Here is a 20,686-nt window from a genome sequence, read left to right on the forward strand (position 1 = left end):
GACGTCACGCAGGAAAGTCTCGCCCGCTGAATGACGGCGAGGGACGAATTTCATGCTGACGATCTGGGGGCGGATCAGCTCCATCAATGTGCAGCGGGCGGTCTGGGCCGCGGGCGAGGTCGGCCAGGCTTTCGAGCGCATCGATGTCGGCGGCAAGTTCGGCGGGCTCGACGAGCCGGCCTATCGCGAGAAGAATCCCAACGGCCAGATCCCGGTGCTGGAAGACGGCGACGTCGTCATCTGGGAATCATGCAGCATCGTGCGCTATCTCGCCGCCCGCTACGGTGCGGGCTGGATCTGGGAGGAGGACCCCTCTCGCCGCGCCGATGCCGACCGCTGGATGGACTGGATCATCGCCGAGTTGCAGCCTGCGATGGCGCCGGCCTTCCTGGGCCTGATCAGGACGCCGGAGGAGAAGCGCGACGCGGCCGCGATCGCCGCCTCGATCGCCCGCACCGAGGCGAAGATGGACATTCTCGAAGCCCATCTCGCCTCGCGCAGCTATCTGGCCGGAGCGCGGTTTGGCATGGCCGATATCGCGGTGGCGCCGGGCGCGCATCGCTGGCTCCATCTGCCGGTCAGCCGCGCGGCGCGGCCGAATGTCGAGCGCTGGTACGAGACGGTGGCGGGCAGGCCGGCCGCCAAACCGGCGCTGCCGTTGCCAATCACGTGAGATGACGTTTGGTCGCCTTGATCTGGCCGCGACCGTCGGCATGATGATGCACATGATCCCGATCAGGACGCTGGCGCTCGCCGCCGCCATATTCGCAGCCGCGCAAGCGCAGGCGCAGGCGCCGCGCCCGAATCCGGTGCTCGCCGCCGACCGCATGCAGATGGCGACATGCCTGCGCCAGAGCGCCTCGGCGACCGGCTCCTGCATCGGCCTGATCGCCGTCACTTGCGTGCGGGCGGCCACGGGCGACCGGCGCGACGCCGAGATCGGCTGCGCAAGGCGGGAGGAGGCGGTCTGGCGCGAGCGCCTCGGGATCGTCGGGCAGGCGCTGATGCGAGCCATCGACGGCGGCACGCGCGGCCAGTTCGCCTCGCTCCAGATCGCCTGGGAAGGCTATGTCGCGCAGAAATGCGCCTTCTATGGCAGCGCGCAGCCCCCGGCCCGGGTCGCCGGGATGCAGGCCGGCTGCGAATTGCGCGAGGTCGCCAACCGCTCGCTCGAGCTGGAGCGGATGGTGGGCCAGCAGCGCGGCGCGGCGCGGCGCCCGTCGAGCCCGCCGCAAATCATCCGCTGAGCCGCGTTAGCAGGCCGTCAGCTTTCATCGGCTAGACCTCTTGGGCATTCCGGAGGTCCGCCGATGTTCTTCACCCTGTCCAAGATCGTCTGGTTCCTGCTCTCGCCGGTCAACCTGATGATCCTGCTGGCGGCGCTGGCGGCCGTGCTGGCCTTCACCCGCTTCGCCCGCCCGGCGCGCTGGCTCGGGGCGCTGGCACTGCTCGGCCTGCTGCTGCTCGCCTTCAGCCCGCTGCCGCGCATCGTCGTGCGGCCGCTGGAGAATCGCTTTCCCCAGCAGGAGGCAGCGAAGGGACCGGTCACCGGCATCGTCGTGCTCGGCGGCGCGATCGGCGTGGCGCGCGGCGATGTCGTGATGAACTACGCCGCCGCGCGGATGACCAAGGCGGTCGAGCTCGCACGCCTCCATCCAGGCGCCAAGGTCGTCTTCACCGGTGGCGGCGCCAATCTGCTCTCGCCGGTGATCAAGACCGAGGCGGACGGCGCCAAGCTGCTCTTCGAGGGGTTGGGCCTGCCGCCCGAACGGCTGGTGCTCGAGGACAAGTCGCGCAACACCCGCGAGAACGCGATCTTCACGCGCGCGCTGGTGACGCCGAAGCCGGGCGAGCGCTGGCTGCTGGTGACCTCGGCCTCGCATATGCCGCGCGCCATGGGCGTCTTCCGCAAGGCCGGCTTCCCGGTCGAGGCCTTTCCGGTCGACTATCTCTCGGCTGACGAGCCGGCCGATTTCATCCGGCCCTATCGCAAGGCCTCGCGCGGGCTCGACATTTCCGACGACGCCTTCAAGGAATGGGTCGGTCTCGTCGCCTATTACGCGGCGGGCTATACAGACGCGCTGTTCCCGGCGCCGTGAGCTAGTCGCCAGCGGGCAGCGAGAGCCGGTAGACCCCGCGGAAATCGTCCGGATCGACTGGCCGCCCCTTCCGGGTGATGACGATCCGCCCGTCCTTCATCAGCCGCACGGCGGTGCGCCGCAGCGGCTGCATCAGCGGCCCCCAGCCATCGGGATGGTCGCCGCCGACCCGGCGTGCGGCATCCATCGCGCTGATCGTGCGGCCGGGCCCGGCTTCTGCAAGCAGGTCAAGGATGGCGGTTTCGAGCGCGTCGGGTTCGGTGGTCATGCGTTCAGGAGGGCAAGGCGGGTGGATTCGTCAAGGCGGCGGGACGCGCTCAGGCCGATACCGCCGCCCTCGCGGCCTCGTCGATGAGTGCGGTGACCTCGATCGGTTTCGAGGCCAGGGAAGCGTGGCTGGCGGCGAGCGTGATGACCTTTCTGGCGTCGAGCCGCGCCGCCATGCGCTCCTGGTTCGCGGGCGCGATCATCCGGTCCTGGCTGGAGATCTGATACCAGGACGGCTTCTTCCTCCAGGCCGGGGCGGTGATCGTGTCGCCGAAGGTGCTGGCCAGCGGCGCCTTCTGCGTAATGCCCATCACGAAGCCCTCGTCCGCCGTCAGGTCCGGGCAGAAGCTCTCATGGAATTTTTCGGGACGCACCCACAAATAGCCGTCGCTGTCCGGCGCCAGATTCGCGGCCGCCTCGGGCGGATGCTGCTGCGTGATGCCACCGGGGCTTTCGCCCGCATCCGGGGCGAAGGCGGCGATGTAGACCAGACCGACGACATTGGGCAGGTCTCCGGCCTCGGTGATCACCGCGCCTCCATAGGAGTGCCCGACGAGCAGGACCGGTCCCTGCTGCTGCGCCACCATCTTGCGGGTACGTTCTGCGTCATCGGCGAGCGAGGTCAGCGGCATCTCGACGGCGTGGATCGACGTGTAGCCCTTGCGGGAGAGTTCCAGGATCACCTTGTTCCAGTGCGAGGCGTTGCCCCAGAACCCGTGCACGAGGACAATCGCTGCTTGCGTTGCCATGCTCGCCTCCTGATCCGACGATCGATGAGCCCCCGGTCGCGACGGTCCCACGAGGCGTCTCACGATGTCCAGCGAGATCGTAGCTGCCGGCGCTGCAGCCGGACTAGCGCCCCGGCTTCGTGAAGACGCGCACCGAATCGGACGCGAATTGCCGCCGCCACATCACCGTCAGCACGGCAGCCGTGGCGATGAGGAACATCCAGGGGTCGATGAACCAGCCGAGATAGGCGAGCGCGAAGAAGAAGGCGCGCTGGCCGCGGTTGAAATGCCGGCCGGCGGCGATGTTCATCGCGATCGTCTCGCGCACGGCTTCCTTCGTCTCCGCTTCGTCCTGCCGTTTTGCCGAGGGGATCGCGCCGAGCAGGATGGCGCAGTAGTTGAATAGCCGGTAGCTCCAGGCGAACTTGAAGAAGGCGTAGGCGAAGATCACCGCGAGCCCGATCACCTTGAGCTCCCAGGCCGCGCGTGTCGTCTGGGTCGCGAAAGGCAGGTCGGCGAAGATCGCGACCACGCGGTCGGTGGATTGCAGCAGGGCGAGCGAGCCGCCGATGGCGATCAGTGAGGTCGAGGCGAAGAAGGCCGTGCCGTTCTGCAGGCCGTTCATCACCTGCGTGTCGATGATCCGGTTGTCGCGCTGCGCCGATTCCTCGATCCAGCGCGCGCGCCGGATGTTCATGCGGGCGTTCAGGCTGCGGGCGGCATGTGGGCCGCTCTCGACGGCGGCGCGATAGCCGAGCCATGCGGCGACGAAGAAGATGAAAGCGATCGCGTCGATCGTCGTGAAACCGGCCATGAATCGCCTCCCCATGCCAGAGTGCGGCGCGCATGAGCACTCGGCAAGCCCATGATTGACGCCGCGGCGGCGAGCGGTCACGGTGCCGCCGCGAGAGGGAGGCCGACCATGCCGCAGACGATCACCAAGGGCTACAAGGCGCTGCTGGCCGAGGCCGAGGCGAAGGTCGAGACGCTTTCCGTCGAGCAGGCCAGGGAACTCGTCGGCCGCGACGACGTCGTCTTCGTCGACCTGCGCGATCCGCGCGAGTTGGAGCGGGAAGGGCGCATGCTCGGCGCCTTCCATTGCCCGCGCGGCATGCTGGAATTCTGGATCGACCCCGAAAGCCCCTATGCCAAGCCGGTGTTCCAGGAAGACAAGCGCTTCGTGTTCTTCTGCGCCGGCGGCTGGCGCTCGGCGCTCGCCGCGCAGACGGCGCATGAGATGGGCCTGAAGCCCGTCGCCCATGTCGCCGGGGGCTTCGGCGCCTGGAAGAAGGCGGGCGCGCCCTTCGATGCGCCTGAACCGAAGGATGGCGGGAAGGGCTGAGCGCTGGTCTTGTCCCATATCCTGATCGTCGCGCTCGTCGTCGCGTTCCTGTTCCGCAAGCCGCTCGGCCGCCTGCTGGCAAAGCAGTTCCCGGACCGGCAGAAGCGCCAGCAGGTGCTCGGCATCGTCATCGCCGGCTTTCTGCTGGTGATCGGCATGCGGCTGCTGGCCCTTTTCTGGTAGGCCAAGCCGGCCGCCGTTGCCGCGCAGCCACAGCGCCAACCGCAAATACCCCATGCGTGGGACACGGCTTGCACAATCGTTATGCATGCGGCATCTTGCCGGTCTTGGCTCCAACTCAAGAAAGGGAGGACTGAATGGCATTCATCACCGTCGTCGCTCCCGCACGAATGTCCCGCCGCTAGGTCGGACATTGTCGTGGCCCGCCTGAGGCGGGCACGAGCCATCTTTCTCCATCGCTACCCTTCATCCGGAGACGGACGCTTTCGCGCCTTCTCCGCCTGATCTGGAGTCGGCTGCCGCGCGGCGCCGAATGACCGCTATGTCTCTTCAATCTTCAAACGGGCGGCAGGAGCCGTTCCGGGCCGTTCTCGGCTTCACTTTCCGCCACTGGGCCCGCCAGCCCGGTCCCGTGCTCGGCGTCGCCGGCTCGATGATGGCCGCGACCCTGGCCGACCTGTTCATGCCGCTCTATGCCGGCCGCCTCGTCGATGCGGTGGCAGGCCAGGGCGCGAGCGCGCTCGATGCGTCGCTGTGGGCGCTGGGCGCGATGCTTGCGCTCGGCGCGGTCAGCGTGCTGTTCCGGCATCTCGGCTTCATCGGCATCACCGGCATGACGCTGCGCACCATGAGCGACACGGCGCAGGAGGCGTTCGCGCGCCTGCAGCGCTTCTCGACCGACTGGCACGCCAACAACTTTGCCGGCTCGACAGTGCGCAAGATCACGCGCGGCATGTGGGCTCTCGACCTGCTGACCGACACGGTGCTGATCGCGCTGCTGCCGTCGCTGGTCGTGCTGGTCGGCACGACGGCGCTGCTGGCCTGGCACTGGCCGGCGATGGGCCTCGTCGTCTTCCTCGGCTCGCTCGCCTATGTCGGCGTCACGGTCGCGCTGTCGCTTGCTTACGTCGCGCCGGCGGCGCGGCTGGCCAATAGCTGGGACACCCGGGTCGGCGGCGCGCTCGCCGATGCGATCTCGTGCAACCCGGTGGTCAAGGCCTATGGCGCCGAGCTGCGCGAGGACGGAAGGCTGGCCGAGGTCCTGGCGAAATGGTCGCTCAGGACGCGGCGGACCTGGGTGCGCGGCACCATCTCGGGCACGGCGCAGCAATTCGTGTTGCTGGCGCTGCGCGCGGCGGTGATCGGCCTCGTCATCTGGCTCTGGGCGAACGGGCAGGCGACGCCGGGCGATGTCGCCTTCGTGCTGACGAGCTATGCCGTCGTGCATGGCTATCTGCGCGATGTCGGCCAGCATGTGCACAACCTGCAGCGCTCGGTGAACGACATGGAGGAGCTCGTTGCGATGCACGCCCATCCCTATGGCGTGCCGGACCGCAAGGGCGCGGCCGACATGGCGGTGACGGCCGGCGAGATCGCCTTCGAGAACGTGACCTTCCATTATGGCGGGCATGTCGAGCCGCTCTATCGCGACTTCTCGCTGACGATCCGGGCCGGCGAGAAGGTCGGCCTCGTCGGGCGCTCCGGCTCCGGCAAGACGACCTTCGTCAAGCTGGTGCAGCGGCTCTACGACGTGACGGCCGGGCGCATCGCCATCGACGGGCGCGACATCGCCGATGCGACGCAGACCTCGCTGCGGGCGCAGATCGCGATCGTGCAGCAGGAGCCGGTGCTGTTCCACCGCTCGCTGGCGGAGAACATCGCCTATGCCCGGCCCGGTGCCTCGATGGCCCGGATCGTCCAGGCGGCGAAGCTCGCCAATGCGCATGACTTCATCATGCGCCTGCCCAAGGGCTACGCCACGCTCGTCGGCGAGCGCGGCGTCAAGCTCTCGGGCGGCGAGCGCCAGCGTGTCGCGCTGGCCCGCGCCTTCCTGGCCGATGCGCCGATCCTGATCCTGGACGAGGCGACCTCGAGCCTCGATTCGGAATCGGAGGCGCTGATCCAGGAAGCGATGGAGCGGCTGATGCAGGGCCGCACCACCATCGTCATCGCGCACCGGCTCTCGACCGTGCGCGCGATGGACCGCATCCTGGTCTTCGATCGCGGCGAGGTGGTGGAGGAGGGCAGCCACGAGACGCTGCTCACGCGCGAGAACGGCGCCTATCGCGCGCTGTTCGAGAAGCAGGTCAGCGAGCTGGCCAAGGGGCTGGCGGCGTAAGCCGCCGGCTCCCGGCCTTCTCCGTCATGGTCGGGCTCGTCCCGACCATCCACGTCTTCGGCAAGGGCGGTGTGCAAGACGTGGATGCTCGGCACAAGGCCGAGCATGACGGCGGAGGCTCTCTGCCTATTTCGGTGCTAAAGCCCGCGGCCTCACGCCCGCAACCGGGCCGGGCGGCAGCTCCTTCACATCCTGAATCAACGGCTTCGCGTCGAGAATCGGCTTGGTCACAAAGCGATTCATCGCCGCGATGTAAGCCTCTGGCAGCCCTCGATCTTTCGCGCTGGCGATGACCGCCTCGATATAGCCGGGCTTGGGCCTGCCGACCGTGCCGCTGCGCCCGACATAGACCAGTGCGCGCTTGGCGCCGCCCTCGACGATGACCGGCTGGCTGATCTTCACATAGAGGCCGCTGGCGATGTCCTCGAACTTGTCGAGCGTGCGGATATCACTGAGCGAGCAATCCCAGAGCACGCCATGGACCTCCTCGCGCGGATCGCGAATGACCGAGGCGTAGCCGTCGCTGGTGACGATGAAGCGATGACGCGGCAGGCGGGCGAGGCCGAGCGGTTTCGAGCGCGGGCAGCGCTTGCCCATGCCCGCAAGGTCCATGTTGAGCCCGTAGGCGAAGTAGAGGGGCATGTGAACACCACGTCATTCTCGGGCGGAGCGAAGCGCAGACCCGAGAATCTCGGGACGGGAGGGCGCCTGCGTCGCGCAGACTTCTCGTCCCGAGATGCTCGGGTCAAGCCCGAGCATGGCGTGCTGCGCCCGTCACTTCGTCTTCTGGAACAACTCCCGGCCGATCAGCATGCGGCGGATCTCGCTGGTTCCGGCGCCGATCTCGTAGAGCTTTGCGTCGCGCAGCAGGCGGCCGGTCGGGTAGTCGTTGATATAGCCGTTGCCGCCCAGGAGCTGGATGGCGTCGAGCGCCATCTGGGTCGCCTTCTCGGCGGCGATCAGGATTGCGCCCGCGGCATCCTCGCGGGTGGTCTCGGCCCGGTCGCAGGCCTTGGCGACGGCATAGACATAGGCCTTGCAGGAGTTCATCGCGACATACATGTCGGCGACCTTGCCCTGGACGAGCTGGAACTCGCCGATCGACTGGCCGAACTGCTTGCGCTCGTGGATATAGGGCAGGACGATGTCCATCGCCGCCTGCATGATGCCGAGCGGCCCGGCCGAGAGCACGACGCGCTCGTAATCCAGCCCCGACATCAGCACGTTGACGCCGCGCCCGACCTGGCCGAGCACGTTTTCCTCCGGCACCTCGCAGTCCTGGAAGACCAACTCGCAGGTGTCGGAGCCGCGCATGCCGAGCTTGTCAAGCTTCTGGTGGGTCGAAAAGCCCTTCATGCCCTTCTCGATCAGGAAGGCGGTGATGCCCTTGGCGCCCGCGGCCGGATCGGTCTTGGCGTAGACCACCAGCGTCTCGGCGATCGGCCCGTTGGTGATCCACATCTTGTTGCCGGTGATGACGTAGCGGTCGCCCCTCTTCTCGGCGCGCGTCCTCATCGAGACGACGTCGGACCCGGCGCCCGGCTCGGACATGGCGAGCGAGCCGACATGCTCGCCCGAGATCAGCTTGGGCAGGTATTTCGCCTTCTGCTCGGCAGTGCCGTTGCGGGCGATCTGGTTGACGCAGAGATTGGAATGAGCGCCGTAGCTCAAGCCCACCGAGGCCGAGGCGCGCGAAACCTCCTCGATCGCGACGACATGCTCGAGATAGCCGAGGCCGGCGCCGCCGTCCTCCTCCTTCACGGTGATGCCGTGCAGGCCGAGCGCGCCCATTTGCGGCCAGAGATCGCGCGGGAACTGGTTGGTGCGGTCGATCTCCTCGGCGCGCGGGGCGATCTTCTCCTGCGCGAAGGACTGGACCGTGTCGCGGATCGCGTCTGCGGTCTCGCCGAGGTCGAAATTGAACGGGCGCGGGGCGTTGGCGAGCATGGTGGCCTCCCAGAGTTGCGGCGCGCGATGGCGCTGCGTTTGAGAGGGTTATAGCGCGCTTTGCGCCGCTGTCAGGCCGTCCGAAAGGCTGTGTTCGGATTGGCGGGGATGCACGGGAGCGTTTCCATCTCCCGCAGGGGAGAAGGAAGGAGCTCTGGCTTGCATATCCTACCCTGGAGGATAGGATAGAGCCATGAGTCATGCTCTCGATCCCGATATCGTCAAGCGGCTGCGCCGGGCGCAGGGCCATCTCGACACCGTCGTGAAGATGGTGGGGGCGGGGCGCGAGGTTCCCGAGGTGGTGCAGCAGCTCCAGGCGGTCGAGAAGGCGCTGGAGAAGGTCAAGATGCTGCTGATCTTTGATCATATCGAGCATCACCTGTTCGAGACGACGGGCGCGCAGACACCGAACACCCGCCGCTCGATCGAGAGCCTCAAGGCCCTGACCAGATATCTCTGAGCGCGGAGTTCGCTGCATGCCCGGCACGGTTCATCTTTCGCCCCGTCACGATCATGTCTTCCTCGGCGCCGCACATGCGGAGAACGAGCGCCGGACCTGGATCGTCATCGCCCTGACCGCGACGATGATGGTCGCCGAGATCGTCGCGGGGACGATCTTCGGCTCGATGGCGCTTGTCGCCGATGGCTGGCACATGTCGACCCATGCGGCGGCGCTGGCGATCGCGGCCTTCGCCTATCGCTTCGCGCGGCGCCACGCCCGCGATCCGCGCTTCAGCTTCGGCACCGGCAAGCTCGGCGACCTCGCAGCCTTCGCGAGCGCGCTGGTCCTGGCGCTGGTCGCGCTGTTCATCGGCTGGGAATCGGTGATGCGCCTCGTCCAGCCGGTGCCGATCGTCTTCGGCCAGGCCATCGCGGTCGCGGTGCTGGGCCTTGCCGTCAATCTCGCCAGCGCCTGGCTATTGAGGGAAGGGCACGACCATGCCCATGGTCAAAGCCACGCCCACGGCCATGCGCCCCACGCCCAAGGTCATGACGACCACCATCATCACCACGACGATGCGGGCCATGGGCACCACCATCATGCGCAGGCCGGGCGGGACAACAATCTCCGCGCGGCCTATCTGCACGTGCTCGCCGACGCCTTCACCTCGGTCCTGGCGATCGTCGCGCTCGTCGGCGGCAGCCTCTATGGCTGGATCTGGCTCGATCCGATGATGGGCATCGTCGGCGCGCTCGTCATCGCGCATTGGTCCTTCGGGCTGCTGCGCGCGTCGGGAGCGGTGCTGCTCGACACCGTGCCGGACAGGTCGCTCGCCGAGGGCATCGCGGCAAGGCTCGCGGCCGACGGGGTGGAGGTTGCCGACCTGCATCTCTGGCAGGTCGGGCCGGGACATTGCTCGGCCATCGTTTCGGTGGTCGCAACCGATCCGAAGCCGCCGGCGGCCTACAAGGCCCTGCTGTCGGGCCTGCCGATGCTGTCGCATGTCACGGTCGAGGTGAACCCGCCCGTCGCGGTTGCGTGACGAGCTGCCTCAGGTCCGGGCTACGGCAACGATCAGTTATGCGCCAGCGAACCCGTCACCTTCGGGTCGCGCCGGGGCGGGCGCTCGGGAATGCGCGCGGGCGGCAGCATCATCAGCCGCGTGCCGCCGGCCGCTTTCGGGGCTTGCGAGCCCGCCGGAGAGGTCGGCGGCTTGTTGTCGGCGAGTTTCGGCTCGCCGCCGCGCCATGTGCGGGCGCCGATGTCGAAGCGGCCCTCGTGCCAGGCGGCGAATTCGCGCTCCGTGCCGAAAAAGGCGTTGCGGTCGACATCGCCGGTGATGCCGGGCACGCGGCCGGTGGTGGTGAACTGCCAGAACTCCCATTGCTTGCGGGCATAGCGCTTGCGGAGCGGGGCGGCAGTCGAGCGCAGCCAGTAGGGGTGGCTGTTGAACTCGCCCTCCAACACATCCTCATGGAAGGTGATGTCGGTATAGATGATCGGCTTCTTGCCGGTATGTTCCTCCAGGCCCTGGAGCATGGTGCGGATCTTGGCCAGCGCCTTGTCGCGCGGGATCTTCTTGCCGCAGCTTTCCGAATGGCCGTTCCATTCGACGTCGAGCACCGGCGGGAGCGCGTCCTTGTCGCGTGGGATATGGCGCTTGAACCAGCGCACCTGGTCCTTGGCGGAGCGGCACCACCAGACGAAGTGATAGGCACCGCGCGGCACGCCGGCCCTTTTGGCGCCCTCCCAGTTCTTGCGGAAACTCGGGTCGAGATGGTCGCCGCCCTCGGTCGCCTTGATGAAGGCGAAGCGGGTGCCGGCGTCCTTGACCTTCTCCCAGTCGATCTCGCCCTGCCAGCGCGAGACGTCGATGCCCTGGATCGCCTGGCGCCTGGCGTCGCGGACGCCGTGATGGGGGGAGGCGTCGCCCTTCTTGGGATAGAGCGCGAAGGCGGGGGCGGCACAGGCGACCGTCAGTCCCAGCACGGCGAATATCCGCCGCAAGCTTTTCGTCCTCGTCGCTCCAGAAACCGGCATCCGCACCTCCTTGTCCACGAGCAGTGGTGCGGGCGGGCTGGTTAAGGCGCGGTAAGTTCTGCTCCAATTGGAGCGGGTTGTTTCAGGGTTGGTTAACCGGGCCGGCCGGCGCGGCGCTAGAGCCGGCCGAGATGCAGCGAGGAGGGCACCGGCTCGAGCGCGCCGGGGATGATCGCCACCGGCGGCTCTTCGGCGCGCGGGGCCTCGAATTCCGGCTCGTTGACGATGCTCGGGCTCGGCTGCGCCGGCGACTGGCGGCGCTTCGTCCATTGCCTGGTGCCGATGTCGAACTCGCCGTTGATCCAGCCGTTGAACTGCTCCTCGTTGCCGAAGAAGGCGTTGCGGTCGACATCGCCCTTGATCCCGGGGATGCGGCCGGTCGTGGTGAACTGCCAGAAGGCCCAGAGCCGGTCCTCATAGCGGGTTTCGGGCTTGGCCGCCGTCGAGCGGATCCAGTAGGGGTAGTCGTTGAACTGGCCCTCGAGCACCTCCTTGTGGAAGGTGATGTCGGTATAGATGACCGGCTTCTTGCCGGTGAGCTGCTCGAGCTCGGTCAGCATCAGCTGGATCTTCTCCAGGGCCAATGACCGGTCGATCTTCTGCGGGCAAGTCTTGGAATGGCCGTTCCACTCGACGTCGAGGACGGGCGGCAGGGCTTCGGGGTCGTTGGGGATGTGGCGCTTGAACCAGACGGCCTGCTCATGGGCCGGGCGGCACCAATAGACGAAATGATAGGCGCCGCGACGCACGCCGGCGCGGCGCGCGCCTTCCCAATTGCGCAGGAAGGCCGGGTCGATATGGTCGCCGCCCTCGGTCGCCTTGATATAAGCGAAGCGGGTGCCGGCACCCTTGACCGCGGCCCAGTCGATCTCGCCCTGCCAGCGCGAGATGTCGATGCCATGGATCGGATAGCGATGCGCGCTGGCGACACCGGGATGCGGCCTCGCATCGCCCTTCGCCGGATAGTTGCCTTCCATCGCCACGCAGCCGCCAAGGACCGCGAAAGCGGCGGCGAGCAGAAAAGGGAGGGTGCGGAGGCGAGGCATGCGGCGGGCGGTCATCTCATGGAAGATTGAGGAGAAAGCTTGACGTCCGGTTTACGTTACCAAGGTTTTCAAGGCCGAGTCAGCCTGCCTCGTCATCACAGCCGGAGCAGAAGCGTGGCGATGCCGAGAAAGGCGAAGAAACCGACGACGTCGGTCACGGTGGTGACGAAGGTGCCCGACGCGATCGCCGGGTCGATGTCGAGCTTGTCGAGCAGCAGCGGGATCAGCACGCCGGCGATGGCGGCCGCGAGCAGGGTGACGACCATCGCGATGCCGATGACGATGCCCAGTCCGGGGCTCGCGAACCAGATCGCCGCGACCGCGCCGGTGATCAAAGCGAAGCCGATGCCGTTGACGAGGCCGACGATGAGCTCGCGGGTGAAGAAGCGACGCAGGTTCCAGGCGCCGAGCTCCTGGGTGGCGAGCGCGCGGACCGCGACCGTCATCGTCTGCGTCGCCGCGTTGCCGCCCTGGCTCGCGACGATCGGCGCCAGGATCGCGAGCGCCACGACCTTGGAGAGCTGCTCCTCGAACAGGCTCATCACCGCGGCCGCCAGGAACGAGGTCAGCAGGTTGATGAAGAGCCAGCTGAACCGGCTTCTGGCGATCTTCTGGACCGGATCCGACAGCTCCTCGTCGGCGTTGACGCCGCCGAGCTGCTTCACGTCCTCGTCCGCCGCCTCCTCGATGACGTCGACGATGTCATCGATGGTCAGCACGCCGACGAGCCGGCCGGCCGCGTCGATGACGGGTGCGGCGACGAGGTTGTAGCGCTGGAACAGGCGGGCCACGTCCTCAAGTTCCTCGGTCGCCTCGACGACACGACGGTCCTCCTCGAGCAGGTCGGTGACGACGACCGGGCGGCGCGTGCGCAGCAGCCGGTCGAGACGCACCGTGCCGACGAAATGATGCGCCGGGTCGGCGACGAAGATCTCGAAGAAGCGCTCCGGCAGGTCCTCCGCATCGCGCAGGAAGTCGATGGTCTGGCCAACCGTCCAGAACGGCGGCACGGCGATGACCTCGGTTTGCATGCGCCGGCCGGCGCTGTCCTCGGGATAGTCGAGGCCCTGCTGCAGGGCGATCCGCTCGGCCGGAGAGAGCTTGCCGAGGACCTCCTGCTTGTCGGCCTCGTCGAGGTCCTCGAGGATGTAGACCGCGTCGTCGGTGTCGAGATCGCGAACGCCTTCCGCGACAGTCTCGGCGGAAAGCTCCTCGAGAATCTGGTCGCGGACGGTGTCGTCGACCTCGGTCAGCGCCGTGAAGTCGAAATCGGCGCCGAGCAGCGAGATCAGGCGGGGACGCTCCTCGGGATCGAGCGCTTCGAGCAGCGCGCCGAGATCGGCCTCGTGCATATCGGCGACGACGCCGCGCAGCGTCGTCAGGTCGGAGAGCAGGACGGCCTGCGAGACCTGCTCGACCAGCGCGGCGTCGATCGCGCCGTCCTCGTCGCGAATCGTGCGCGCGACCGTATCGTCGGCAGCGTTCTCGGCGTCGACCATCGCTCCGGCTCCGCGATGAGAGGGCAGGGATTCGGGCAGGCCGCGCCCTTCTGGCAGCCGCGTCCCGCTCTGGCAACGCGCCACGCGCAGGTTCGGTTCGAGAAACGAAAACGGCGACCCTTGCGAGGTCGCCGTTTTGAGGGCTCAGCCCGAATATGGTGCGGTCAAGAGGACTCGAACCTCCACGGGTCTCCCCGCTACCACCTCAAGGTAGTGCGTCTACCAATTCCGCCATGACCGCGGCGACCGGGCGATGCAGCGCGAACGCGGCGAACTCCGGAGCGGCGCGGGTCTAGCAAATCGAATCCGCCGCCACAAGAGCAATGCGAAAGGAAAAGCGGGATCAGGCCGCTTCCGCGATCGCCTCGACGGAATAGACCGTCGGCCGTTTCAGCAGTTCGGTGATCTCGACGGAGATGCGCGAGCCGCTGACGACGACGTTTCCGCGCGCGAAGGGGTGGTTGTTGGCCAGAATCTGGACTTCGTCGTTTTCGGTGGCGTTGAGCTCGATGATGGCGCCGCGGCCCATGCGCAGCAATTTGTAGATCGGCATCTGGGTCGAGCCCAGAACCACCGTGAGTTCGACCGAGACGTGGTCCAGATCAGCCTTCAAGTCCTGCCTCCGAAAGCTTACTTGCGAATTCCACCAACGAAACTTGCCTGATGGCCGGCTTGGGCGCATGAGCCTGCCGGCAGGCCGGGCCCGACCGGTTAGCAACGGTTGAACGAACAGGGTTAATGCACCGTGAAGACCCGTGAGGCGCTTTCGGTTTCCTTCCTCTCCGCTCCCGGTTCGGAGCCGGTCGAATGGGTGATCGCGGATGGGCCGGTCGGCTATGACGAGGCCGTCGCCGAGATGGATGCTCGCGCCGCCATGATCGCCGACGGCACGGCGCGCGAGCGCGTCTGGCTGGTCGAGCATCCACCGCTCTATACCGCCGGCACCTCGGCGCGCGCCGCCGACCTGATCCAGCCGGAGCGCTTTCCCGTGCACCAGAGCGGCCGGGGAGGGCAGTTCACCTATCACGGCCCCGGCCAGCGCGTCGCCTATGTCATGCTTGACCTGAAGCGGCGCGATCCCGATCTCCGGCGCTTCGTCGCCGCGCTCGAAGCCTGGCTGATCGGCACGCTGGACGGCTTCAACATCCGTGGCGAGCGCCGCGAGGACCGCGTCGGCGTCTGGGTCCGCCGGCCGGAGAAGGGAGACGGCTGCGAGGACAAGATCGCCGCGATCGGTATCCGCGTCAGGCGCTGGGTCTCGTTTCACGGCATCTCGCTGAATGTCGAGCCGGAGCTCTCGCATTTCGAGGGCATCGTCCCGTGCGGCGTCAGCGACCAGGGTGTGACCTCGCTGGTCGATCTCGGCCTTCCCGTGACGCTGCCGGAGGTCGATTCGATGCTGCGGGCCGAGTTCGAACGGATCTTCGGTCCGACGGTTGCCGCCTAGAAGCCGGATGCTTTCAGATGGGATCGCGCAGCGATCCCATCTGAAAGCTGAATCCGTCTCTCACCAATGAGTTAGAGCAGGATCGATTGCGAAAAACCGGTCCCCACTTTTTCGCATCCTGCTCTAAACCGTTCACCTTCTGTTGATCAAACCGACCCATGCTTGGGCTCGATATGAGCAAAGCAAGGGGACGATGATGCGGATTCTCATCTTCGTGGGCTGCGTCGCGGCCATTTTGGGTGCCTGCACCACCAATGATAAGCTGATCGCAGGCGCGGCTGCGGGTGCAGGCACGGGCGCGCTGATCGGCGGGCCGATCGGCGCCGTCGCCGGTGGCGCGATCGGCGCCGTGGCGGCTCCGGCCGTGACCGGCTCGATCAACAAGATGCGTGAATAGCCCACCGGAACGGCAGGCGGATTCGCGAAGCCCGCTTTGCGTATCCGCGCCGGTTGGCCTTTTGCGCGCGGCGCGCCATAACCCGGCGAGACTTCATCGCTTGAGGAGCGGGCGCCGTGGCGATCATCGAGAGCAAGGTCGATCTGAACTCGGCCGAAACGCGCGCCAATGCCGAGGCCTGGGACGGCCTGCGCGCCGAGCTGGCCGGCCGGCGCGCCACGGCCGCGCTCGGCGGCAACGCCAAATCGCGCGAGCGCCACACCGCCCGTGGCAAGCTTCTCCCCAGGGAGCGGGTGCTGCGCCTGCTCGATCCCGGCTCGCCGTTTCTCGAGATCGGCGCGCTCGCAGCCTTCGAGATGTACGATAAGGAGATCCACGGCGCCGGCATGATCGCCGGGATCGGCCGCGTCGCCGGACGCGAGGTGATGGTCGTCTGCAACGACGCCACCATCAAGGGCGGCACCTACTATCCCATGACGGTGAAGAAGCATCTGCGCGCCCAGGAGATCGCGCGCGAGAACCGGCTGCCTTGCGTCTATCTCGTCGATTCCGGCGGTGCCAACCTGCCGCACCAGACCGAGGTCTTCCCCGACCGCGAGCACTTTGGCCGGATCTTCTACAACCAGGCGACGCTCTCGGCCGAGGGCATCCCGCAGATCGCCGTCGTGATGGGCTCCTGCACCGCCGGCGGCGCCTATGTCCCGGCGATGTCCGACGAGACGGTGATCGTGCGCAAGCAGGGCACGATCTTCCTGGGGGGCCCGCCTTTGGTGAAGGCCGCGACCGGCGAGGTCGTCTCGGCCGAGGACCTCGGCGGCGCCGATGTCCATGCCCGCCTCTCGGGCGTCGCCGACCATTATGCCGGCGACGACACCCATGCGCTGGCCATCGCACGGCGCATCGCCGCCAATCTCAACAGCGTCAAGCGCCCGGACATCGACATCGCCGAGCCGGTCGAGCCGCTCTACGACCCGGCCGAACTCGAGGCTGTCGTGCCGACCGACCTCAAGAAGCAGTATGACATCCGCGAGGTCATCGCCCGGCTCGTCGACGGCTCGGAATTCGACGAGTTCAAGCGCCTCTACGGCACCACGCTGGTCACCGGCTTCGCCCGGATCCACGGCATGCCGGTCGGCATCATCGCCAATAACGGCATCCTGTTCTCGGAAAGCGCGCTGAAGGGCGCGCATTTCATCGAGCTCTGCTGCCAGCGCCGCATCCCGCTGCTCTTCCTGCAGAACATCACCGGTTTCATGGTCGGCCGCGATGTCGAGACGCGCGGCATCGCCAAGGACGGCGCCAAGCTGGTGACCGCGGTCGCCTCGGCCCGCGTGCCGAAGATTACCGTGCTGGTCGGCGGCTCGTTTGGCGCCGGCAATTACGGCATGTGCGGGCGGGCCTATTCGCCGCGCTTCCTCTTCACCTGGCCGAATTCGCGCATCTCGGTGATGGGTGGCGAGCAGGCGGCGAGCGTGCTCGCGACCGTGCGCCGCGACAATATCGAGGCCGAGGGCAAGAGCTGGAGCGCTGACGAGGAGGAGGCGTTCAAGGCGCCGATTCGCGACAAATACGAGGACGAGGGCTCGCCTTACCACGCCACGGCGCGGCTCTGGGACGACGGTGTCATCCTGCCGTCCGAGACCCGCCGCGTCCTGGCGCTTGCCTTCTCCGCCTGCCTCAATGCCGAGGTGCCGCAGACGCGCTTCGGCGTGTTCAGGATGTGAGGGCGGCAATCGCGCCCATCTATGCCCAGAAAAAGGGCAGGAGCGGTCCCGCGCTCGATTGACCGACTATTAGCTGCTCGATAGCGTCGCTGCCAATCAACAGGGGATTGGCGAGCATGATCAGCGGCGTAGCGCGGGTGTTGTCGAGGTTCGCGCAGTCGCGCGGCAAGGGCCGTTCGGTTATGCTCGCTGCGGCGGTGGCGCTGCTTTCGCCCGTCGCGGGTTTTGCGCAGACCCCGGTCAAGTTCACGCTCGACTGGGTGTTCCAGGGCCCGACCTCGCCCTTCCTCGTCGCGCTCGAGAAGGGCTATTACAAGGCCGAGGGCCTGGACGTGACCATGGATCCCGGCCAGGGCTCGGCCGGCGCCGTGCAGCGCGTCGCCACCGGCGCCTACGACATCGGCTTCGCCGACGTGAACTCGCTGATCGAGTACAACGCCAAGAATGTCGGCAAGGAGATCCTCTGCGTCTTCATGGCCTATGACTTTCCGCCCTTCGGCGTGCACACGCTGAAGAAGACCGGTATTTCCAAGCCGGCGGACCTCGCCGGCAAGAAGCTCGGCGCACCGGTGTTCGACGCGTCCTTCCGGCTCTTTCCCGCCTTCGCCAAGAAGGTCGGTATCGACGCCGCCAGCGTCACCCATGTCAACCTGACGCCGCAGTTGCGCGAGCAGTCGATGGTGCAGGGCACGGTCGACTTCATCAGCGGTCACTACTTCTCCTCGACCCTCGACCTGAAGGCGCGCGGCGTGAAGCTGGAGGACATCGTCTCGTTCAACTACTCCGACTTCAAGATGGACGTGTATGGCAACGGCATCATCGTTTCGCCGGCCTTCGCGGCGAAGCCGGAGGTCGTCACCGGCTTCCTGCGCGCCACGGCGAAGGCCTGGAAGGAAGTCGCGGCCAATCCGGCGATCGGCATCGCCGCTGCCAAGAAGCGCGACCCGCTGATCGACGAGGCGCTGGAGACCGAGCGGCTCGCCATGTCGCTGAAGATGAACGTGCTGACGCCGTTCGTGAAGGAGAACGGCATCGGCGACGTCGACCCGGCGCGCTTCGCCCGCTCGGTCACCGACGTTGCGGACGCCTTCGGCCTGCCGGCCGCGCCGGCGCCGGACAAGGTGTTCTCGAACAAGTACCTGCCGCCGAAAGCGGAGCGCATGGTCGCGCCGTAAGAGGGGCTGACGTCAACCGTCATGGTCGGGCCTGGCCCGATCATTTCCTGAAGCTTGCAGGTCCTGAGATTCTCGGGACAAGCCCGAGAATGACACCCTTCATGCAGGCTTCCTCCGACACGCCACTCGTCGAGCTGCGCAATGTCAGCCTGTCCTATGGCAGCGGCCGCGAGCGCATCCCGGCGCTCGAGGATGTGACGCTCTCGATCGGGAAGGGCGAGTTCGTCGCCGTGGTCGGCCCCTCCGGCTGCGGCAAGTCGACTCTGATGAAGCTGGTCACCGGACTGATGCCGCCGACGGCCGGCGAGGTCCGGGTCCACGGCCAGACGGTCAAGGGCCCGATCCGCGGCGTCGGCATGGCCTTCCAGGCGCCGACGCTGATGCCGTGGCGGACCACGCGCGACAACATCCTGCTGCCGCTGGAAGTGGTCGAGCCGCATAAGCGCCGCTTCCGCAAGAACAAGGCCGAGTATGTCGAGCGGGTCGAGAAACTGCTGGCTTCGGTCGGACTTGGCGGCTTCGGCGACAAATTTCCCTGGCAGCTCTCCGGCGGCATGCAGCAGCGCTCGAGCCTGTGCCGCGCGCTGGTCCACGAGCCCGAGATCCTGATGCTCGACGAGCCCTTCGGCGCGCTCGACGCCTTCACCCGCGAGGAGCTCTGGGGCGTGATGCAGGCGCTCTGGCTCGAGCGCCGCTTCACCGCCGTGCTCGTCACCCATGACCTGCGCGAGGCGGTCTATCTCGCCGACACCGTCTATGTGATGAGCAGGCGGCCGGGGCGGATCGTCAAGCTGCGCAATGTCGACCTGCCGCGCCCGCGCAGGCTGGAGACGACCTTCGAGCCCCGCTTCGTCGAGATCGTCCACGAGCTGCGCGAGCGCATCCATCTGGAGCATGCGTGATGTGGCCCCCGCCAGGACCAGGAGACCGTTTGATAATGCTACTGGCGTGGCCGTCTAACGCGACTCTCTGCGCTTCCGGTGCTCACGGACAGATGTCCGCTGCGCTCCGGTTCTCGACAGCCACGCCAGCCAGCTCACGCCAGCGAATTCTCAAACGGTCTCCAAGACGATGAGCGACACGCAGCGCCGCTGGCTCCTCATCGCCATGCCCTGGCTCGCCATGGCGGGCCTCCTCATCGCCTGGGAGCTCGCCTGCATCGTCTTCGAGGTGCCGGAGATCCTGGCGCCGCGGCCGACGCGGATCTTCGAGGTCATGGTCCTGCGCTGGGAGATTCTGCTGAAATACTGCATGGAGACCTTCGTCACCACCGCGATCGGCTTCGTGCTGGCGATCGGCTTCGGGCTGCTGCTGGGCCTGGCCATCGGCGCCTCGCCCTTCGTCTATTCGGGCCTCTACCCGCTGCTGATCGCCTTCAACGCCGTGCCCAAGGTCGCGCTGGTGCCGATCCTGATGATCTGGCTCGGTGTCGGCGCCCTGCCGGCGGTGATCACCGCCTTCGTCATCTCGTTCTTCCCGATCGTCGTGAACGTCGCCACGGGGCTCGCTACGATCGAGCCCGAGATGCGCGACGTGATGCGCTCGCTCGGCGCCAGCCAGTGGGAGACCCTGACCAAGGTCGGCATCCCGCGCGCCATGCCCTATCTCTTCGCCAGCCTGAAGGTGGCGGTGACGCTCGCCTTCATCGGCTCGGTGATCTCCGAGACGGTCGGCGGCAACCGCGGCATCGGCTTCCTGATGCTTTCGGCCGGCGCCCGCAACGACTCGGCGACGACCTTCGCCGGGCTCTTCGCCATCGCGATCATGGGCGTCGCGATGTACGCCGCCTGCGCGCTGGTCGAGCGCCGGATGACGCGCTGGGCCTTTCGCGGCGAGATCGTGGGGTGAGGGAGCTCCCTTCTCCCCTCGGGGGAGAAGGTCCCGGCAGGGGGATGAGGGCGGTTCGACTGGGCGAGGCCGCGCTTCCCTCATCCGTCAGCGCTTCGCGCTGCCACCTTCTCCCCCGAGGGGAGAAGGGATCGCGCCAAGCGTCGTCCCCGCCCGCGTGCCTGCACGCGGGCGTTGTCACAAGTGAGGGGCAGCGGAGCGCCGCGAGGCGCGTGGGTATCGGTCCGCGTCCATTGAGCCAGGACGCGGCGCGGATGGATTGAGCCACCATCCGCACGCCCCGTGGCGCTCCGCCAGACGGCGATTTGAAAACTCCGGGCCGCGCTTCTCTCGCGCCAGTGTGAGCCGGCGCATCTAGCGAGCTCCTCGCGCAGGGGCCGTAGTAC

At 67.3% G+C, this 20,686-nt stretch carries 22 protein-coding genes, 1 tRNA gene and 1 pseudogene; 14 read left to right on the forward strand and 10 right to left on the reverse strand.

Annotated elements, in window-relative coordinates; translation table 11 throughout:
- Positions 1–52 precede the first annotated feature (52 nt).
- The 3 genes from ACTIF2_RS15035 (at position 53) to ACTIF2_RS15045 (ending at position 2,099) form a co-directional block, all read left to right on the forward strand.
- Positions 53–673, forward strand: coding sequence for a glutathione S-transferase family protein (locus ACTIF2_RS15035; RefSeq protein ID WP_439497897.1), 621 nt, complete (start codon positions 53–55; stop codon positions 671–673).
- 52 nt (positions 674–725) lie between these two features.
- Positions 726–1,247, forward strand: a complete 522-nt coding sequence (locus tag ACTIF2_RS15040) for a lysozyme inhibitor LprI family protein (RefSeq protein ID WP_439497898.1) — start codon at positions 726–728, stop codon at positions 1,245–1,247.
- Between the two features lie 63 nt (positions 1,248–1,310).
- Positions 1,311–2,099, forward strand: a complete 789-nt coding sequence (locus ACTIF2_RS15045) for a YdcF family protein (RefSeq protein WP_439497899.1) — start codon at positions 1,311–1,313, stop codon at positions 2,097–2,099.
- A 1-nt stretch (position 2,100) separates the two neighbouring features.
- Here the strand turns inward: ACTIF2_RS15045 and ACTIF2_RS15050 are convergent, their stop codons facing one another.
- From ACTIF2_RS15050 to ACTIF2_RS15060, 3 genes are all read right to left on the reverse strand, one after another.
- Complete coding sequence (locus ACTIF2_RS15050) at positions 2,101–2,367, reverse strand: DUF3253 domain-containing protein (RefSeq protein ID WP_439497900.1); 267 nt, start codon at positions 2,365–2,367, stop codon at positions 2,101–2,103.
- Positions 2,368–2,416: 49 nt separating this feature from the next.
- The gene (locus ACTIF2_RS15055) at positions 2,417–3,115 is read right to left on the reverse strand and encodes an alpha/beta hydrolase (RefSeq protein ID WP_439497901.1); all 699 of its coding nucleotides are present in this window, start codon (positions 3,113–3,115) and stop codon (positions 2,417–2,419) included.
- A 103-nt stretch (positions 3,116–3,218) separates the two neighbouring features.
- Positions 3,219–3,908 (reverse strand): DUF599 domain-containing protein, encoded by a 690-nt coding sequence (locus ACTIF2_RS15060; protein WP_439497902.1) that lies wholly within the window; start codon positions 3,906–3,908, stop codon positions 3,219–3,221.
- A 108-nt stretch (positions 3,909–4,016) separates the two neighbouring features.
- Between ACTIF2_RS15060 and ACTIF2_RS15065 the strand changes: the two genes are divergently transcribed.
- The 3 genes from ACTIF2_RS15065 to ACTIF2_RS15075 all read left to right on the forward strand — a co-directional run bounded on the left by ACTIF2_RS15065 (position 4,017) and on the right by ACTIF2_RS15075 (position 6,735).
- Complete coding sequence (locus ACTIF2_RS15065) at positions 4,017–4,436, forward strand: rhodanese-like domain-containing protein (protein ID WP_439497903.1); 420 nt, start codon at positions 4,017–4,019, stop codon at positions 4,434–4,436.
- 9 nt (positions 4,437–4,445) lie between these two features.
- Positions 4,446–4,619: a hypothetical protein gene (locus ACTIF2_RS15070; RefSeq protein ID WP_439497904.1), complete on the forward strand. Its 174-nt coding sequence runs from the start codon at positions 4,446–4,448 to the stop codon at positions 4,617–4,619.
- 319 nt (positions 4,620–4,938) lie between these two features.
- Entirely contained in the window at positions 4,939–6,735 is a 1,797-nt protein-coding gene (locus tag ACTIF2_RS15075) for an ABC transporter ATP-binding protein (RefSeq protein ID WP_439497905.1), read from the forward strand.
- Between the two features lie 126 nt (positions 6,736–6,861).
- On the opposite strand, the gene ACTIF2_RS15080 is transcribed toward ACTIF2_RS15075, so the two are convergent.
- Both ACTIF2_RS15080 and ACTIF2_RS15085 read right to left on the reverse strand, forming a co-directional pair.
- On the reverse strand, positions 6,862–7,377 hold the full coding sequence (locus tag ACTIF2_RS15080; RefSeq protein ID WP_439497906.1) for a gamma-glutamylcyclotransferase family protein: 516 nt from the start codon (positions 7,375–7,377) through the stop codon (positions 6,862–6,864).
- Positions 7,378–7,509: 132 nt separating this feature from the next.
- Positions 7,510–8,682, reverse strand: a complete 1,173-nt coding sequence (locus tag ACTIF2_RS15085) for an isovaleryl-CoA dehydrogenase (RefSeq protein WP_439497907.1) — start codon at positions 8,680–8,682, stop codon at positions 7,510–7,512.
- 193 nt (positions 8,683–8,875) lie between these two features.
- Here ACTIF2_RS15085 and ACTIF2_RS15090 point away from each other — a divergent pair, with 193 nt between their 5' ends.
- A complete protein-coding gene (locus ACTIF2_RS15090) occupies positions 8,876–9,142 on the forward strand; it encodes a metal-sensing transcriptional repressor (RefSeq protein ID WP_439497908.1) in 267 nt (88 codons plus the stop codon).
- A 16-nt stretch (positions 9,143–9,158) separates the two neighbouring features.
- On the forward strand, positions 9,159–10,166 hold the full coding sequence (dmeF, locus tag ACTIF2_RS15095; protein WP_439497909.1) for a CDF family Co(II)/Ni(II) efflux transporter DmeF: 1,008 nt from the start codon (positions 9,159–9,161) through the stop codon (positions 10,164–10,166).
- A 239-nt stretch (positions 10,167–10,405) separates the two neighbouring features.
- Here the strand turns inward: dmeF and ACTIF2_RS15100 are convergent.
- From ACTIF2_RS15100 to ACTIF2_RS15120, 5 genes and pseudogenes are all read right to left on the reverse strand, one after another.
- A pseudogene (locus tag ACTIF2_RS15100) lies at positions 10,406–11,164 on the reverse strand (glycoside hydrolase family 25 protein); the annotation flags it as partial.
- A gap of 116 nt (positions 11,165–11,280) precedes the next feature.
- Positions 11,281–12,210: a glycoside hydrolase family 25 protein gene (locus ACTIF2_RS15105; RefSeq protein WP_439497910.1), complete on the reverse strand. Its 930-nt coding sequence runs from the start codon at positions 12,208–12,210 to the stop codon at positions 11,281–11,283.
- 95 nt (positions 12,211–12,305) lie between these two features.
- Positions 12,306–13,709: a magnesium transporter gene (gene mgtE / locus ACTIF2_RS15110; RefSeq protein ID WP_439497911.1), complete on the reverse strand. Its 1,404-nt coding sequence runs from the start codon at positions 13,707–13,709 to the stop codon at positions 12,306–12,308.
- A 156-nt stretch (positions 13,710–13,865) separates the two neighbouring features.
- Positions 13,866–13,950, reverse strand: a tRNA-Leu gene (locus ACTIF2_RS15115).
- A gap of 102 nt (positions 13,951–14,052) precedes the next feature.
- On the reverse strand, positions 14,053–14,322 hold the full coding sequence (locus tag ACTIF2_RS15120; RefSeq protein WP_439497912.1) for a FliM/FliN family flagellar motor switch protein: 270 nt from the start codon (positions 14,320–14,322) through the stop codon (positions 14,053–14,055).
- Between the two features lie 132 nt (positions 14,323–14,454).
- On the opposite strand from ACTIF2_RS15120, the gene lipB reads away from it, so the two are divergent.
- The 6 genes from lipB (at position 14,455) to ACTIF2_RS15150 (ending at position 20,300) form a co-directional block, all read left to right on the forward strand.
- Positions 14,455–15,156, forward strand: coding sequence for a lipoyl(octanoyl) transferase LipB (gene lipB / locus ACTIF2_RS15125; protein ID WP_439497913.1), 702 nt, complete (start codon positions 14,455–14,457; stop codon positions 15,154–15,156).
- Positions 15,157–15,298: 142 nt separating this feature from the next.
- On the forward strand, positions 15,299–15,553 hold the full coding sequence (locus ACTIF2_RS15130; RefSeq protein WP_439497914.1) for a hypothetical protein: 255 nt from the start codon (positions 15,299–15,301) through the stop codon (positions 15,551–15,553).
- 116 nt (positions 15,554–15,669) lie between these two features.
- Positions 15,670–17,277, forward strand: coding sequence for a carboxyl transferase domain-containing protein (locus ACTIF2_RS15135; RefSeq protein ID WP_439497915.1), 1,608 nt, complete (start codon positions 15,670–15,672; stop codon positions 17,275–17,277).
- A gap of 116 nt (positions 17,278–17,393) precedes the next feature.
- Positions 17,394–18,452: an ABC transporter substrate-binding protein gene (locus ACTIF2_RS15140; RefSeq protein WP_439497916.1), complete on the forward strand. Its 1,059-nt coding sequence runs from the start codon at positions 17,394–17,396 to the stop codon at positions 18,450–18,452.
- Between the two features lie 101 nt (positions 18,453–18,553).
- The gene (locus ACTIF2_RS15145) at positions 18,554–19,354 is read left to right on the forward strand and encodes an ABC transporter ATP-binding protein (RefSeq protein ID WP_439497917.1); all 801 of its coding nucleotides are present in this window, start codon (positions 18,554–18,556) and stop codon (positions 19,352–19,354) included.
- A 169-nt stretch (positions 19,355–19,523) separates the two neighbouring features.
- Positions 19,524–20,300 carry an ABC transporter permease gene (locus ACTIF2_RS15150; protein WP_439497918.1) on the forward strand — a complete coding sequence of 259 codons (777 nt, stop codon included), beginning with the start codon at positions 19,524–19,526 and terminating at the stop codon, positions 20,298–20,300.
- The last annotated feature ends 386 nt before the right edge of the window (positions 20,301–20,686 follow it).

Origin of the sequence: Allobosea sp. (genome assembly GCF_051860145.1) — a bacterium.
Classification (GTDB): domain Bacteria; phylum Pseudomonadota; class Alphaproteobacteria; order Rhizobiales; family Beijerinckiaceae; genus Allobosea.